This is a genomic window from Paraburkholderia sp. D1E (genome assembly GCF_052682275.1).
The window spans coordinates 2,808,349-2,823,087 of record NZ_JBQYMB010000001.1; the positions used below are offsets into that span (position 1 = coordinate 2,808,349).

The 14,739-nt window shown below is 62.0% G+C and carries 11 protein-coding genes; 5 read left to right on the forward strand and 6 right to left on the reverse strand.

Annotation, left to right across the window (positions count from 1 at the left end):
- The first annotated feature begins 32 nt into the window (after window positions 1-32).
- The 3 genes from ACUN0E_RS12715 (at window position 33) to ACUN0E_RS12725 (ending at window position 4,725) form a co-directional block, all read left to right on the forward strand.
- Window positions 33-2,954: a molybdopterin-dependent oxidoreductase gene (locus ACUN0E_RS12715; RefSeq protein WP_445566787.1), complete on the forward strand. Its 2,922-nt coding sequence runs from the start codon at window positions 33-35 to the stop codon at window positions 2,952-2,954.
- 62 nt (window positions 2,955-3,016) lie between these two features.
- Window positions 3,017-3,763 (forward strand): 4Fe-4S dicluster domain-containing protein, encoded by a 747-nt coding sequence (locus tag ACUN0E_RS12720; RefSeq protein WP_408236185.1) that lies wholly within the window; start codon window positions 3,017-3,019, stop codon window positions 3,761-3,763.
- Window positions 3,764-3,774: 11 nt separating this feature from the next.
- Window positions 3,775-4,725 carry a dimethyl sulfoxide reductase anchor subunit family protein gene (locus ACUN0E_RS12725; RefSeq protein WP_445566788.1) on the forward strand — a complete coding sequence of 317 codons (951 nt, stop codon included), beginning with the start codon at window positions 3,775-3,777 and terminating at the stop codon, window positions 4,723-4,725.
- Between the two features lie 6 nt (window positions 4,726-4,731).
- On the opposite strand, the gene ACUN0E_RS12730 is transcribed toward ACUN0E_RS12725, so the two are convergent.
- Both ACUN0E_RS12730 and ACUN0E_RS12735 read right to left on the reverse strand, forming a co-directional pair.
- On the reverse strand, window positions 4,732-7,296 hold the full coding sequence (locus tag ACUN0E_RS12730; RefSeq protein ID WP_445566789.1) for an adenosylcobalamin-dependent ribonucleoside-diphosphate reductase: 2,565 nt from the start codon (window positions 7,294-7,296) through the stop codon (window positions 4,732-4,734).
- 389 nt (window positions 7,297-7,685) lie between these two features.
- Window positions 7,686-7,970 (reverse strand): DUF3331 domain-containing protein, encoded by a 285-nt coding sequence (locus tag ACUN0E_RS12735; RefSeq protein ID WP_028197253.1) that lies wholly within the window; start codon window positions 7,968-7,970, stop codon window positions 7,686-7,688.
- A gap of 345 nt (window positions 7,971-8,315) precedes the next feature.
- Here ACUN0E_RS12735 and ACUN0E_RS12740 point away from each other — a divergent pair, with 345 nt between their 5' ends.
- Window positions 8,316-9,398 (forward strand): AI-2E family transporter, encoded by a 1,083-nt coding sequence (locus ACUN0E_RS12740; RefSeq protein ID WP_408338618.1) that lies wholly within the window; start codon window positions 8,316-8,318, stop codon window positions 9,396-9,398.
- 45 nt (window positions 9,399-9,443) lie between these two features.
- Here the strand turns inward: ACUN0E_RS12740 and ACUN0E_RS12745 are convergent, their stop codons facing one another.
- Both ACUN0E_RS12745 and ACUN0E_RS12750 read right to left on the reverse strand, forming a co-directional pair.
- Window positions 9,444-10,304, reverse strand: coding sequence for an alpha/beta hydrolase (locus ACUN0E_RS12745; RefSeq protein ID WP_445566790.1), 861 nt, complete (start codon window positions 10,302-10,304; stop codon window positions 9,444-9,446).
- A 238-nt stretch (window positions 10,305-10,542) separates the two neighbouring features.
- Window positions 10,543-11,652 (reverse strand): OpgC domain-containing protein, encoded by a 1,110-nt coding sequence (locus ACUN0E_RS12750; RefSeq protein ID WP_445566791.1) that lies wholly within the window; start codon window positions 11,650-11,652, stop codon window positions 10,543-10,545.
- 532 nt (window positions 11,653-12,184) lie between these two features.
- Between ACUN0E_RS12750 and ACUN0E_RS12755 the strand changes: the two genes are divergently transcribed.
- On the forward strand, window positions 12,185-13,357 hold the full coding sequence (locus ACUN0E_RS12755) for a porin (protein WP_445566792.1): 1,173 nt from the start codon (window positions 12,185-12,187) through the stop codon (window positions 13,355-13,357).
- A gap of 74 nt (window positions 13,358-13,431) precedes the next feature.
- On the opposite strand, the gene ACUN0E_RS12760 is transcribed toward ACUN0E_RS12755, so the two are convergent.
- Together ACUN0E_RS12760 and ACUN0E_RS12765 are read right to left on the reverse strand one after the other, a co-directional pair.
- Window positions 13,432-13,731, reverse strand: a complete 300-nt coding sequence (locus ACUN0E_RS12760) for a hypothetical protein (RefSeq protein ID WP_445566793.1) — start codon at window positions 13,729-13,731, stop codon at window positions 13,432-13,434.
- Window positions 13,732-14,082: 351 nt separating this feature from the next.
- Entirely contained in the window at window positions 14,083-14,670 is a 588-nt protein-coding gene (locus ACUN0E_RS12765) for an NUDIX domain-containing protein (protein ID WP_445566794.1), read from the reverse strand.
- Window positions 14,671-14,739 lie beyond the last annotated feature (69 nt).

Genomic DNA, 14,739 nt, shown 5'->3' on the forward strand with positions numbered 1-14,739 from the left:
CGACACAGCCGGAGCCGCGACGGAGATCCCGCATGGAACACCACGCCCGCACGCAGGACGAACGGCTCGAGATCAAGACGACCACCTGCTACATGTGCGCCTGCCGCTGCGGCATTCGCGTGCATCTGCGTGAAGGCGAGGTGCGCTATATCGACGGCAATCCAGAGCATCCGCTGAACCAGGGCGTGATCTGTGCGAAGGGCGCCTCGGGCATCATGAAGCAGTACTCGCCTGCGCGTCTGACCCAGCCGTTGATGCGCAAGGCGGGCGCGGAGCGGGGCAGCGCGCAGTTCGAGCCGGTGTCGTGGGAGGTCGCGTTCGACGTGCTCGAAAAGCGTCTTGCCACGATTCGCGCCACCGATCCGAAGAAATTCGCGCTTTTCACGGGCCGCGACCAGATGCAGGCGCTTACCGGCCTTTTCGCCAAACAGTTCGGCACGCCGAATTACGCGGCGCATGGCGGCTTCTGCTCGGCCAACATGGCGGCGGGCATGATCTATACGATCGGCGGCTCATTCTGGGAATTTGGCGGCCCGGATCTGGACAGCGCCAAACTCTTCTTCATGATCGGCACGGCGGAAGATCATCATTCGAATCCGCTCAAGATCGCGATTTCCAAATTCAAGCGCGCGGGTGGACGCTTCATTGCGATCAATCCGATTCGCACCGGCTATGCCGCGATTGCGGACGAATGGGTGCCCATCAAGCCGGGCACCGACGGCGCGCTATTCATGGCGTTTCTGCACGAACTGATCGCGGCCGATGCCTGGGATCACGAGTTCGTGCAGCGCTATACGAACGCGGCGGAACTCGTCGATCTGGACGAAGCCAGCGAAAACTTCGGCCTTTTCGTGCGCGATCCGGACCGGCCTGCCGGCAATCCGCTCTTTCCGCAAAATCATCTCTGGTGGGACGCCACGGCCGCACGCGCCGTACCGCATCATGCCCCCGGCGTGACGCCCGCACTCGACGGACGCTATACGCTCGACGACGGCACGCCGGTCACGCCGTCATTCGCGTTGCTGCGCGAACGCGTGGCCGACTGCACGCCCGAGTGGGCCGCCGGCATTACCGGCATTGCGGCGGATACGATTCGCCGCCTCGCCGGTGAAATGATCCAGACCAGCCGCGATCACCGGATCACGCTGCCGATCTGCTGGACCGATGCGTGGGGCGAAACGCATGAGACCGTCACCGGCAACCCGGTCGCTTTTCACGCGATGCGCGGACTGGCCGCCCATTCCAACGGTTTCCAGTCGATCCGCGCGCTTGCGGTGCTGATGTCGCTGCTGGGCACGATCGATTGCCCCGGCGGCTTTCGTCATAAATCGCCGTTTCCCCGCGCGGTGCCGCCGTCGGCTAAACCGCCAAACAGCCCCGACGCCGTCAAGCCGAACACGCCGCTCGCAACCGGGCCGCTCGGCTGGCCGGCCGCGCCTGAAGATCTGTTCATCGACGAAAACGGCGGTCCGGTTCGGATCGACAAAGCCTTCTCCTGGGAATATCCGCTCGCCGTGCACGGCCTGATGCATAGCGTGATCACCAATGCCTGGCGCGGCGACCCCTATCCCATCGACACGCTGCTGATTTTCATGGCCAACATGGCCTGGAATTCGTCGATGAATACGGTGAAGGTGCGCGAAATGCTCGTCGACAAGCATGCGAACGGCGAGTACAAGATTCCGTTTCTCGTGGTGTGCGATGCGTTCCAGTCGGAGATGACGGCGTTCGCCGATCTGATCCTGCCGGACACGACTTATCTCGAGCGGCACGATGCCATGTCGATGCTCGACCGGCCGATTTCCGAATTCGACGGTCCGGTGGATTCCGTGCGTGTGCCGGTCGTGCCGCCAACGGGCGAGTGCAAGCCGTTTCAGGAGGTGCTGATCGAGCTGGCTTCGCGCCTCAAATTTCCTGCTTTCACGGCGGCCGACGGCACGCGCCGCTTTCGCGACTATCCCGACTTCATCGTCAATCACACGACGACGCCTGATTCCGGCGTGGGTTTTCTGATCGGCTGGCGCGGCAAGGACGGCGACAAGGCGCTGGTGGGCGAGCCGAATCCGCAACAGTGGGAACAGTACGCAAAGAACAACTGCGTGTTCCATTACCGCTTGCCGGAGACGCTCCAGTACATGCGCAACTGCAACGGGCCGTATCTCGACTGGGCGGTGGAAAAAGGCTTCCGTAAATTCAAGGAGCCGATCCTGATCCAGCTGTACTCCGACGTTATGCAGAAGTTCAGGCTCGCCGCGCAAGGACGCACAAGCGGGCGGCAACCTCCCGAGCACTTGCGGGCACGGGTCGAAAAGTATTTCGATCCGCTACCGTTCTGGTATGCGCCGCTCGAAAGCGATTCCACCGACCTCGCGCGTTTTCCGCTCGCCGCCGTGACGCAACGGCCCATGGCGATGTATCACTCGTGGGATTCGCAGAACGCGTGGCTGCGGCAGATTCATGGCGAGAACTATCTCTACATGAATCCGCTGATGGCGGCCGAAAACGGTATCGCCGACGGTAGCTGGATCTATGCCGAATCGCAATGGGGCCGCGTGCGCTGCATGGCGCGCTTTAGCGAGACCGTCGAACCAGGCACGGTATGGACCTGGAACGCGATCGGCAAGGCCTCGGGCGCGTGGAATCTCGGCGCGGGTGCGAACGAATCGCAGCGCGGCTTCCTGCTCAACCACCTCATCACCGACGAGTTGCCCGGTCGTGACGAAGCGGCCGCGCGCCTCTCGAATTCGGACCCGGTGACAGGGCAGGCCGCGTGGTACGACGTACGCGTGCGCATCTATCCGGCGGAAGCGGACGCGCGTCATACGCTGCCGCAGTTTGACGCGATGCCCGCGTTGCCGGGGTCGAACGGGGTGATATCGCGGATCGTGCAGACCTATTTCGCGGGACGAGGCGAATTCGCGGCACGGTTGCGTGGTGCAGCCGGGCGCAAGTAGCGCACCAGCATCGGATATAGGTAGCGCGTAAGTCACGCAAGGAAAGCAGCAAGGAGCGATTCATGACTCAGATGGCGTTGGTGATCGACCTGAACGTGTGCGTGGGATGTCAGGCTTGCGTCACGAGTTGCAAGGAGTGGAATACGTCGGGCGAGTCGGGCAGTCTCGCCGACCTGAATCCGTACGACGCCGATCCGTCCGGCACGTTCTTCAATCGCGTGCAGAGTTTTGAAGCCGGCAGCTACCCGAACGCCGAGACGATCCACTTCCCGAAGTCGTGCCTGCACTGCGAGGACCCGCCGTGCGTGCCGGTGTGTCCGACCGGCGCCAGCTACAAGCGCAAGGAAGACGGCCTCGTGCTGGTCGATTTCGACAAATGCATCGGTTGCAAATACTGTGCGTGGGCGTGTCCGTACGGCGCGCGCGAACTCGATGAAGCGCGCAAGGAGATGACCAAGTGCACCCTGTGCGCCGATCGTATTCACGATGAAAACCTCTCCGAGCGCGATCGCCAGCCGGCATGCGTGCTCGCGTGCCCGACCTCCGCGCGACTATTCGGCGATATCCATGATCCGGAGTCGGTGGTGTCGAAGGCGATTGAGGAGCGCGGCGGCTATCAGTTGATGCCCGAGTGGAATACGCGGCCGGCGAACCACTATTTGCCGCGCGTCACGACGTCGGCATCGGGTTGCGGCAGCAGTGCCTGCTCGTGCAAAGACGCGGATACGGCGCTGAAGATGCCCGAATCGGTCGATGCGCAGCTCGAGCGTGGTGAACTGCATCTTGCGTCGATGGCGACGCGTATCTAAAGGACTTCGCGATGAATCCGGCTTTTTCGGTGGTTTTTCTCACTACGTTGAGCGGCGCGGCGCAGGGTCTGCTGATCGCGCTCGTCGGCGTGGAGACGGCCGCGCATCTGGGACTCGTCACGGCGCCCGCGGATGCGTTCTATGTCACCGCCGCGGGCTTGTCGGTCGTGTTGGGCGGCCTCGGACTGATTGCCTCGTTTTTCCATCTCGGGCATCCGGAGCGCGCATGGCGTGCGGTTGCGATGTGGCGGACGTCATGGTTGTCGCGCGAATGTCTGTGCCTGCCGGCGTTTCTCGCCTGTGTTTTTTTCTATGGTGTCGCGCACTGGTTTGGCTCGCCATGGTCGCTCGCGATAGGCTGGCTCGGCGTGGCGGCGAGCGCTCTGTTGTTCGTCTGCTCGGCGATGATCTACGCGTGCCTGCGTTTTCTGCAGGAATGGGCCACGCCGCTGACGCTGGTCAACTTCGTGCTGCTAGGTTGCGCGTCCGGGTTCACGCTGGCGACGGCGATGACCGCGTGGTTCGCGCCGGGTCTGACAGCGGGCCTGGCTATCTGTGCCTGCATGCTGACGCTCGCGGGCTGCGGGAGCCGTTCGGCATCACTCGTGCGCAATGCGCGGTTGCGGCCGAAGTCCACCGTGCAGAGCGCAACCGGCATCAAAAACCCGAAGCTCGTACAGGTCTCGCGCGGCTTTACTGCAGGCGCGTTCAACCTGCGCGAGTTCTTTCACGGCAAATCGGTGGGGACGCTGCGCGGGGTCAAATGGGGATTCCTCGGGGCCGCGTTTGTTGCGCCCGTCGTGTTGATGGTGCTGGGCGCAAGCCTGCATTCGATCGGCGTCTCGTTCAGCGTGCTGGCGGCCGCGTGTCTCGTGCAATACGCGGGTTTGGTGGCGGAGCGGTGGTTTTTCTTCGCCGAGGCGAAGCATCCGCAAAACCTGTATTACGCGAGAGTGGGGTGAGGCCACTCACCCACACGCGCCGACCTCGCCACATGCAGTACAGAAGTCGCACCCATCCTTGCGAATCACCGCGTTCGCACCACACGAGCCGCACTTGCGTCCGAGCATGGTGTGCAGCCCTTGCACGCCACCGGGTTGCGCCAGCGTCGACTCGTCGTTAGCGTCACCGGGATGCGGACGGATGCCGAAATCTGCGGGCAACGCCGTTTCAGCGTTCATCTGCCCGCGCGGTAGACGCGCCAGCATACGCGACGGCACCTGATTGCCCTCGGCGTCGAGAAAACCGCGCCGATGCAAAATCTGCTGGATCGCAAAAGCGAGCGCCGCCACTTCGGAATCGTGCCAGCGTGGCGTGCGATGACCGTCAAGACGTTGCACCTCGCCGAGCCGCACCTGCCCGCGATCCCACGACACCTTGCGCATATCCTGCAAGTTACGCGCGACAAATCCACCGCGTGCCGCGAGCGACAGCGAACGCATTGTCGCCGTGATCCATTGCTGCGATTCGTCGCGCTGACCGGTCGGAATGAAGAACTCGATGGGGCGCTCGATCGTGACATCTTCACCGCCGAGGCGTCCCGTTACTTCGATGAACGACACCGCCACGTAAAGCGACTTCTTGCCGGCTTGCGTCAGGTATTCGACCTTTTCGATGATCGCCGGCAACTCGCCCTTGGGGCGATGATCGATCGCGATCCGCAGCGGATCCTGATCGGTTTCGGCCAGCGTGTCATCCGCTTGCGGCGGGCTCACGCTCAGCACCGCGCCGAGCGTTTCATTCGGGCGGTACGTGGCGAGACCCTTGAGGCCGTTTTTCCACGCGTCGAAGTAGAGGCTCTCGAACGCTTCGAACGGATAGTCCGCCAGTACGTTCACCGTCTTCGAGATCGACGTGTCTACGAAAGGTTGCACGGCGGCCATCATGTCGAGGTGGTCGCGCGCCGACATTTCGAGTGCGCTGACGAAGTAGTCGGGCAGGTTTTTCACATCGCCGCCGAGCTCGCGGTAGAGGCGATACGCGTAGTCTTCGACGTCGAACGATTCGCGGCCGCCGTCGGCCATCACCTTCATGCGCGTGTAGGTCCAGGAGAAGGCCGGCTCGATGCCGTTTGACGCGTTATCGGCGAACGCGAGACTGACGGTGCCGGTCGGCGCGATCGACAGCAAGTGACTGTTGCGGATGCCGTCCTCACGTATCGCATCCTTGATGTCGTCGGGCAGGCGTGAGGCGAAGGTGCCCGCTTCCAGATAACGCCCGGCGTCGAACAATTCGAACGCGCCACGCTCGCGCGCCAGTTCCACCGATGCCCGATAGGCTTCGTCGCGCATCAGCCGGGCGATGCGTACCGCGAAGTCGCGGCCTTCCAGCGAGTTGTAGCGCAGGCCGAGCATCACCAGCGTATCGCCGAGGCCGGTAAAGCCCACGCCGATGCGCCGCTTGGCGCGCGACTCGTCATATTGCTGCTGCAGCGGCCATAGCGTGACGTCGAGCACGTCGTCGAGAAAACGCACCTGGGTGCGAGTGCGTTTGGCAAGACCGTCCCAGTCGAACGAAGGCTTGCGGCCTTTCATTTGCGCGAACGGATCGAGCACGAAACGCGTGAGGTTCAACGGTCCGAGGTTGCAGCAGCCGTAAGCGGGCAGCGGTTGTTCGCCACATGGATTGGTGGCGCGGATAATTTCGACCGCGCGTAGATTGTTGTCCTCGTTCATGCGCGAGATGAACACGATGCCGGGTTCGGCGACGTCGTAGGTGGAGCGCATGATGCGATCCCAGATCTCGCGAGCGGGTCGTTCGCTGTATACCCAGAGGCCGTCTTCGCGTTGCCGCACATCGCCTGCCGCGCGCATCGCCGGCGACGGCTCGGCGCGGTGCACGAGCGGCCAGGGCTGATCGTCTTCGACGGCGCGCATGAATTCGTCGGTGACGCCTACCGACACGTTGAAATTGTTCCAGCGGCCTTTCGAATGTTTCGCCTCGATGAACTCGATCAGATCGGGGTGATTGCAGTCGAGCACGGCCATTTGCGCGCCGCGCCGCGAGCCGGCGCTTTCGACGGTCCTGCAGGAGGCGTCGAATACGTCCATATAACTGCACGGGCCGGACGCCGACGAGCTGGTGGTATGAACGCGGGCACCCTTGGGCCGGATCGCGGAGAAGTTGTAGCCGACACCACCGCCGCGGCGCATCGTTTCGGCGGCTTGCAGCAACGCCACGTAGATGCCGGGAAGGCCTTGATCGTCGACACCCTGAATCGCGTCGCCGACCGGCTGCACGAAGCAATTAATGAGCGTGGCGGCGATGCCCGTGCCGGCCGCGCTCATGATGCGCCCGGCGCCGAGTGCGCCGTGCCGCAGATTGTCGACAAAAAGCGCTTCCACCGATCCACGCAACGCTTCCGGCTCCGCCTGAGCGACGCCGCGGGCGACGCGCTGGAATACGTCGTCGGCCGATTGCTCGCCGCCTTTCGCGTATTTCTCGAGCAGGACGTCCAGCGAGAATTGTTGCGGTGCAACTAGCTGGGCGGGAGGAACCGCTGCGGCGCGGGTTTCGGGGGTGTCTTCTGCCATGGTGTCGCCTCTCGTTTGCCGCCAGACGGGCTGCGGCGCGTTCGAATGGGATGGAGGACATTCATTTAACGATGCGCGTCTGGCAGGTGTGGTGACCTGGCGCAACGGGGATCACCTTAACGCACGTGGCGAAGGGCCGCAATCAGGCTTTTGGGGCAGGGATACCAATCGGCTGTTCGGCAGCCGCAGTGGCCTTTTGCCGTGGCTTTTCAGGCAGAAAGTTGACAAGCGGCGCCAAGCGTGTGTGAGTGCGGCCGGGAAGGAGTCGGCGCGCAGGGAATCAACGCAAATAGATCACGGGAGGGATCAACGCAAATAGATCACGGGAGGGATCAACGACGGCAAACGCCCTAAGCGCAGATCAGCAAATTGCCGTCCAGGGAAAAACCTCAGGCCTCAACAAGTTCGCCCAGCACCTCAGCACAAATCATTGCAGAAGCATTCGAAGGTGCCGGCCGCTCAGCCGGTTTGAACACCGCATCGCCACGGCGAATCTTGCGTCGCGTTACCGCGCAGGTTCCCGAGGTATGCGCGGACCGCCGCCGCCACCGCTGCTCGCCATAATGACAGCGCCCCGGTTCGACCCAGCGGATCACCAGCGTGGTGTCGGAGCGCTCGAGAATTTCGATGCGTACGCCATTGGTACCGTCAAGGGGGATGGACTCTAAGGTCATCATCGTCGGCTCCGTATTGTGGTGTGCCGAATGTAGTCCCGTGCGCCCTGGATAGCCATTGTGCCGGCGTTGAAACACTGTTCTCGAATTAGCAACAATGAAACTTGACATCCACGCTTACACGAAACGGCGGGGCTTTGCGGGCCATATGCGTTGTGAATTTGCGATAGCGTGGATTTTTGCAACGCAGTGTTGTACGCAGCGCGACGAAAATGCCGGCTGCAAAGGGCTTCGGCGCTTCCTTTAAGATGTCGTTATTGTTGAGCGACCGTGCGATGCAAGTGTAGCGGGTTTGCATTTTTCCGGTCGGCTCGCGCGCATGTCCACAAGACTTTAAGAGCCCACATGATTTCACGCCCCCCGGTAGCGCCGCCAGAATCGCCGACACCGCCTGATCGCCCGAAAAAGCAGAAAGCGGCTTTACTCGTCCTGTATATCGCGCTCGTGCTGCTGGCGCTGTGGGTCGTGCGCGATTTCATTGCGGCGGTGGCATGGGCCGGCGTCATTGCAATCGCGCTGTGGCCGTTTTTGAAAAAGGTGGAAGGCAGCCGCTGGTTCACCGGCCGCACGACGTTGATCGCCGCCGTGCTGACACTCGCTATCGCGTTGCTCGTGGTGCTGCCGGTCGGGATCGGCATTACACAGGCGCTGCGCGAAGCCCACGACATGAATGAGTGGTTCAAGACGGTGCAGGAAAACGGTATTCCGATGCCGGACATCGTCGAGCGCTTGCCGTTTGGCGTGCAACAGATTTCAGCCTGGTGGCAGGCCAATCTCGCTCAGCCGCTGCGCGACTCGGCGGCCATGAAGGGGCTGCACAGCACCACGGTGATGACGCTCGGCCGCCACTTCGGCGCGCGCGCGGCACATGGCTTGATGGTGTTCGCTTTCATGCTGGTCACGCTGTTCGTGATCTTTCAGGCGGGGCCGCGTCTGTCTGGCTCGCTGATGAAAGGCGTGCGGCGCGGCTTCGGCGATGACGGCGCGCAGTTGCTCGAGCGCATGGCCGCGGCAGTGCGCGGCACGGTGTCGGGGCTGGTGGTGGTCGGGCTCGGCGAGGGCGCCTTGATGGGCGTTGCCTATTTCGTGACCGGCTTGCCGCACGTCGCGCTGCTCGCATTCATCACGGCGATCGCCGCGATGCTGCCGTTCTGTGCGCCGATCACGTTCGGCCTTGCGGCCTTATGGCTGTTTTCACAAGGCTCGGTTGCCGGGGCCATCGGGCTTGCGGTGTTCGGCTCGATCGTGGTGTTTGTCGCCGAGCATTTCGTGCGGCCGGTGCTGATCGGCAACTCGACGCGATTGCCTTTCCTGCTGGTGCTATTCGGCATTCTCGGCGGGGCGGAGACGTTCGGTTTGCTCGGCCTCTTCATTGGGCCCGCGCTCATGACCGTGCTGATGGTGCTGTGGACCGATCTCGTGCAATAGTTGCACGCAATGTCCCGACGCAATCAGGACTGCTGATTCGCCAGGTTACTTTTCCTGCTCGCGCGCTGACTGATTGACGCAGCCCAGCGTGTATTTCAGCGCGGCGGGCAATAGCGCGCTCCAGACATCCCACGTATGACCGCCGTCGATGATGCGCAGCGCCGCCGGATTTCCCGCCATCCGGAGATGGGTGTAAAGCGATGACGCATCGGCCTGGATCGCGAGGTCGTCGTCGCCAGCGGCGATGAACATCGGCAGGCGATAGGGCTGGCTCATGTACCGTTCCCATTGCGCCGGATAGTTGAGCGCGTGCCAGACATGCGGATCGAACTGCCGGTCGCCGAACACGCCGACGCGGCGCGCAGCTGAAGCGAGCGGCGGCTCATTGGCATAGATCGCGGGGCTTAGCAGCAGCGCGCCGCAAAAGAGCTCCGGTTGCGTCATGGCGTAGCGCAATGCGCCGAAACCGCCCATCGAAACGCCGCCGATCATCCGCCCGCCGCGCTGCGTCGCGACTGCGTAGCGCGTTTCGATCTCCGGCAGCAGATCGCTGAAGAATGCGGTCTCCATCTTCTCCTTGCGATCGACATACCAGTCTGTGCCGCCTTGCGGCATGACGATCACAACCGGCGGCATCTCCCTGCGCTCGATCAGTGCATCGGCGGTGGCTTGAAGGTGGCCTTGCGTGAGCCAGTCGTTGGCGTCGCCGTTATTGCCGTGCAGAAGGTAGAGCACGGGAATGCGTGCGGCGTCGTGGCGATAGCCGGTGGGCAGATAGATCGTGTAGGCCCAGTCGCGGCCGAGCGCTTCGGAATGGAAGCTTCGGCTGATGACGGTGCTGGCGCTTGCCGGCGCACCGACAGCAGCGCACAGCGCGAGGAGTGCGGAATGTAGGAATAGACGCATGTCAGGGTAAGAGGCCGCCGCGCAGGTCGCGCGCGGTCGTCATGCTATCAGTATCGGCAGTGGAAATCGGCAAGCGGAAATCGGCAAGCACTAAGCACTAAGCAGTAAGCGGTAAGCGGTAAGCGGAGTGAGCGAGAACGCGGAAACCCGGTGGGCACGCAAGCGGCAACCCGGCATGCGACAACCCGGCATCCGGCGACCCAGCCAAAGCTCGCGCGTGCATGCGCACGCTGCTCACTCAGGGCGACGTTCTGAGGCGCAAGCTCCAGAGGCGCGCCGTGATGCGCTTGAGCGGATCCGACGCCCTGGCGACGGCGAACAGTGCGCCGACCGCAAATGCATCCGCTACCAACCCGAGCGGATAGTTCAAGTAGCCGTCGGTCGCGGCATTCAGCACCGAATCGACGACCAGGGAAATCACAGCGCCCGCGATAAAACACAGCAGCCCTTTGCGGCCGATCATGCCAACCCACGGCATCCATTGAGCGAGCTTTCTTGCCCAGCCGAGCTGGATCAGGTTCGCGACGAGCCACGCAATCGCAAGGAAATTGACCGCACGCAGATAGGAGAGGTTTTGCTTGAAGCTGCCATCGAGCGGCTCGCGTTCGATAAACAGCTTGTAGTAGGCCGCGGCAGCGACCACGGCGAACGCCAGTAAGCTGACCAGCCAGCCCAGACGGTGCGCGCTGATCCGCTGATAAACCGGCTGGCAACGTGCCAGCGCGCCGAGCACGAACAGCAACTGCCAGGCAAACGGGTTGAAATCCCAGTGCATGTCAGGTGCGGCGGGCAGGTAGGCGTCGATAGCCGGTGCGCCCGCCCACAGCGCGACGCTGCCGGCCAGCAGCAGCCATGGCTTGCTGCGCGCGAGCGGCAGGATCATCGGCACCAGCAGCGCGAAGAACGCGTACATCGGTAACACGGAAGCGAGATACGGCTGACGGCGGAATAGCAGGATGTCGCGCAGGGCGGCCACGGGGGCGTCCATCAGATCGTCGAGATCGGTGGTGGCGAGATTCGGGCCGTCGATACTGAACGCGGTCAGCACCGCGCTGACCAGCAGCATCAAGCCGGCCGTGATGAGGAAGGCGCGATAGATTTCCAGCGAGCGCCGCAGGAAACGGCTGCGCGCGGTCGCCTCGTTACGCCGTTCGGCGAGCGCGGCGTAGGCCGTAGCGGTGGCGAAACCGCCGAGGAACACGAAGACCTCGGCGGCGTCGCACAGTGCATAGGCATGCAGCGTGACGCGCGACAGAATGCTGCCGCCGATGTGATCGACGACGATGATCAGGAGAACCAGCCCGCGAAAAAAATCGAGCTCGATCAAACGGAATTGCGACTTTTGCATTGTGTGGTGCCAGAAGCAGCCCCGTGCGACGGCGCGCTAGTTCAGCGCGGCAGACGTCTCACACAGCTTTTTGAAATTGGATCGGGTGCAGCGGCGGGTGGCCGCCCCGCGGATGGCCACCCGTGTCACCGCTTGAATCGGCCACGCGAAGTGCGGTTGCCGAGGCCAGTAAAAATGACCCGTTTAACGCCGCGGAGTTCCGCTGCGCCGCCGCAAAAGCTTTCGATTATATTTCTTTCGATGACAAACCCGCTACGGGACGTGCCGGGCTGCCGCGTCCAATGCGACAGCCGGCTTAAGTCCGGACAACGCGGCGCCGTTTACCTGAATAAGCGCCGCGAAAAAAGGGGCGCCCGACGCAGTGGAGATTTCGCAACGTTTTGAGATATGGGACGCGACACCTGATAGACGGCGGCGTAACGGCGTGTGAGGATTTCCTGAAAGCGCGTCGGGGTCGGTAAACGCCTCAAGAAGCGTCAAAAGAAAGCGGTCGGATCGAGTTGTCCCATTACTCGAGTTCTGGGAGATCTTCATGAACAAGCAAGTGTTCGCGCTGGCTGTCTCCACCGCTTTGTCCGTCACCTCGTTAGCCATTTTCTCCGCGCCTGCTTTTGCCCAGACGAGCGTGACGCTGTACGGCGTGCTCGATGAGGGCATCAACTACACCAACAATGTCGGCCGCGGTCATGTCTATGAACTCGCAAGTGGCGATGCGCAAGGCAGCCGCTGGGGCCTGAAAGGCGCCGAGGAACTCGGTGGCGGCCTGAAAGCGATCTTCCAACTGGAAAACGGCTTCGACGTCAGCTCCGGGCAGCTTAACCAGGGCGGCCGGATGTTTGGCCGCCAGGCGTTCGTCGGCTTGAGTTCGGAGTCCTACGGCACATTGACGTTCGGCCGTCAGTACGACTCGGTGGTCGACTATCTGGCGCAGACCACGGCCAACGGCAACTGGGCCGGTGCGTTGTTCTCGCACCCGTACGATAACGACAACACCGACAACTCATTCCGTCTCGACAACAGCGTCAAATACGCCAGCCCGTCGATTTCGGGCTTCCAGTTCGGCGGCGTCTACAGCTTCAGCAACGACACCGGCTTCGCCAATAACCGCGCGTACAGTTTCGGCGGCCAGTACACCTACGGCGGACTGCTGGTTGCCGCGGCATATCTGCAGGCTGACAACCCCGGCAACGGCTCAAACGGTGCGATTACGGCGAACGACGCCAGTTTTATCGCCGCCCGCATGCGCGTGTTCGGTGGCGGCATCACCTACACCTTCGGGCCGGCCACGGCCGGCTTCGTGTACACCAACTCGAACTACCTGGACCCGACCGGCAACGGCTATCTCGGCGTGACGCCGCTTGTGCCGCCGGGGGTATTGTTGAACTCGTTGAAGTATCAGAACTTCGAGGTGAACGGCAAGTATCAGATTTCGCCGATGCTGTTCGTCGGCGCGCAGTACGTCTATACGATGGAAACCTACGACGCTTCGAGCGGCGGCGTGAAGCCGAAGATTCATTCGTTCGGCTTGATGGCGGACTACAACCTGTCCAAACGCACCGACGTGTACATTCAGGGCGAGTATCAGCAGGTGACCGGCGACGCCACCTATTCGATTCTGGACGATGCCTTTACGCCCGGCACCCAATCGCCGTCATCGACTTCGAAGCAGGTCGTGGTGCGCGCGGCGATACGGCATAAATTCTAGGGGCGCCGGTCGTGTATTGAATGATGACGGCAACGCCAGGTGCGATAAATACCGCTTTCCCGTGCGACGGGAAATCAGTTCATCACGTAATTCTGAATCAGAATCCCGATTACCACGCCGGCGGGAATGCCAAAGGTTCTGCCGCGAATGGTCGCGGTCAGATCTTCATCGAGTACGAAGCTGCAGCGGCGATCACGCCAGACGGTTTTATAGGCCAATGGTTTTGCATCGACGATAACGAGGGAAATGAGCGCGGTCAGGATGACCTGTGCCAAAGCATGCAGCTTCGCTATAAACGGCGAAAAATCACCGGCATTGCACAGCAATACCATCACGACTGCAGCGACGAGGGTGCCGAAAAAGAAGCCGCCCATGAATCTGTTCGCTGAATTAAGAGAATCCACTTAAACCTCAAATCATTCGCCGGCTTTATCGAGCTGGCGAAGTAAAAAATATACTAACGGAAATGGCCTTTCCGGTTGAAGACGTGCAACGCGCTGACAGAGAGGCAGGCAGACTCCAAAGGGACCCGTAAGGATATTTTTTTGACGTTCGTCAACATATCGTCCCTTTCCCAACCTTGTGTGAGATCAGTCCGAAAAATTGGGCGCGCGGCCAGATTGCTGGCTGAACAGCCGCAGCGGCGGCAGAGTGCGCTCGTCACACTCCGCCCACGCGCCTATGCCCGTCAAGGCGATTTGGTGGCACGGCCTGCAAGTCGCCGTTTACACGCCGAACAGATTCAACTTTGCATACTGCAACAACATAATCGTCTTTCCGTCGACGATCTCGCTACGCTCGACCATCGCCAGCGCCTCGTCCAGCGGCAGTTCCAGCACCTCGATATCTTCGCCTTCGTCGGCAACGCCGCCGCCTGCGCCGACCTTTGCCAGCGCATCGTATTCGGCGACGAAAAAGTGCAGCTTTTCCGTTACCGAACCCGGGCTCATGAAGGCTTCGAACACCTTGCGTACCTCATGCACCCGGTAGCCGGTTTCCTCTTCGACTTCCGCGCGGATCCGTTCTTCAGGCGAGGCCGCCTCCAGCAGACCTGCCGGCGTCTCGATCAGCATGCCGTGATGGCCGTTGACGAACGCCGGCAGGCGGAATTGCCGTGTCAACACCACCATGCGGCGGCGCGGGTCGTACAGCAGCAGCGTCGCGCCGTTGCCGCGATCATAGGTTTCGCGGCTCTGGCGTTGCCAGCTGCCGTCCGCGCGTTGGTAATCAAAGGTGGTTTTTTTCAGGACGTACCAGTCGTCCGATAGCACTTTCACATCGACAATCCGTACCCGCCCGGCGATTTCGTTCATGACTCGCATCCTGTCCTGTGGGAATCCTGCTGGAAAACGCGGTCTGCACCGCACGCAATTCATGGTATC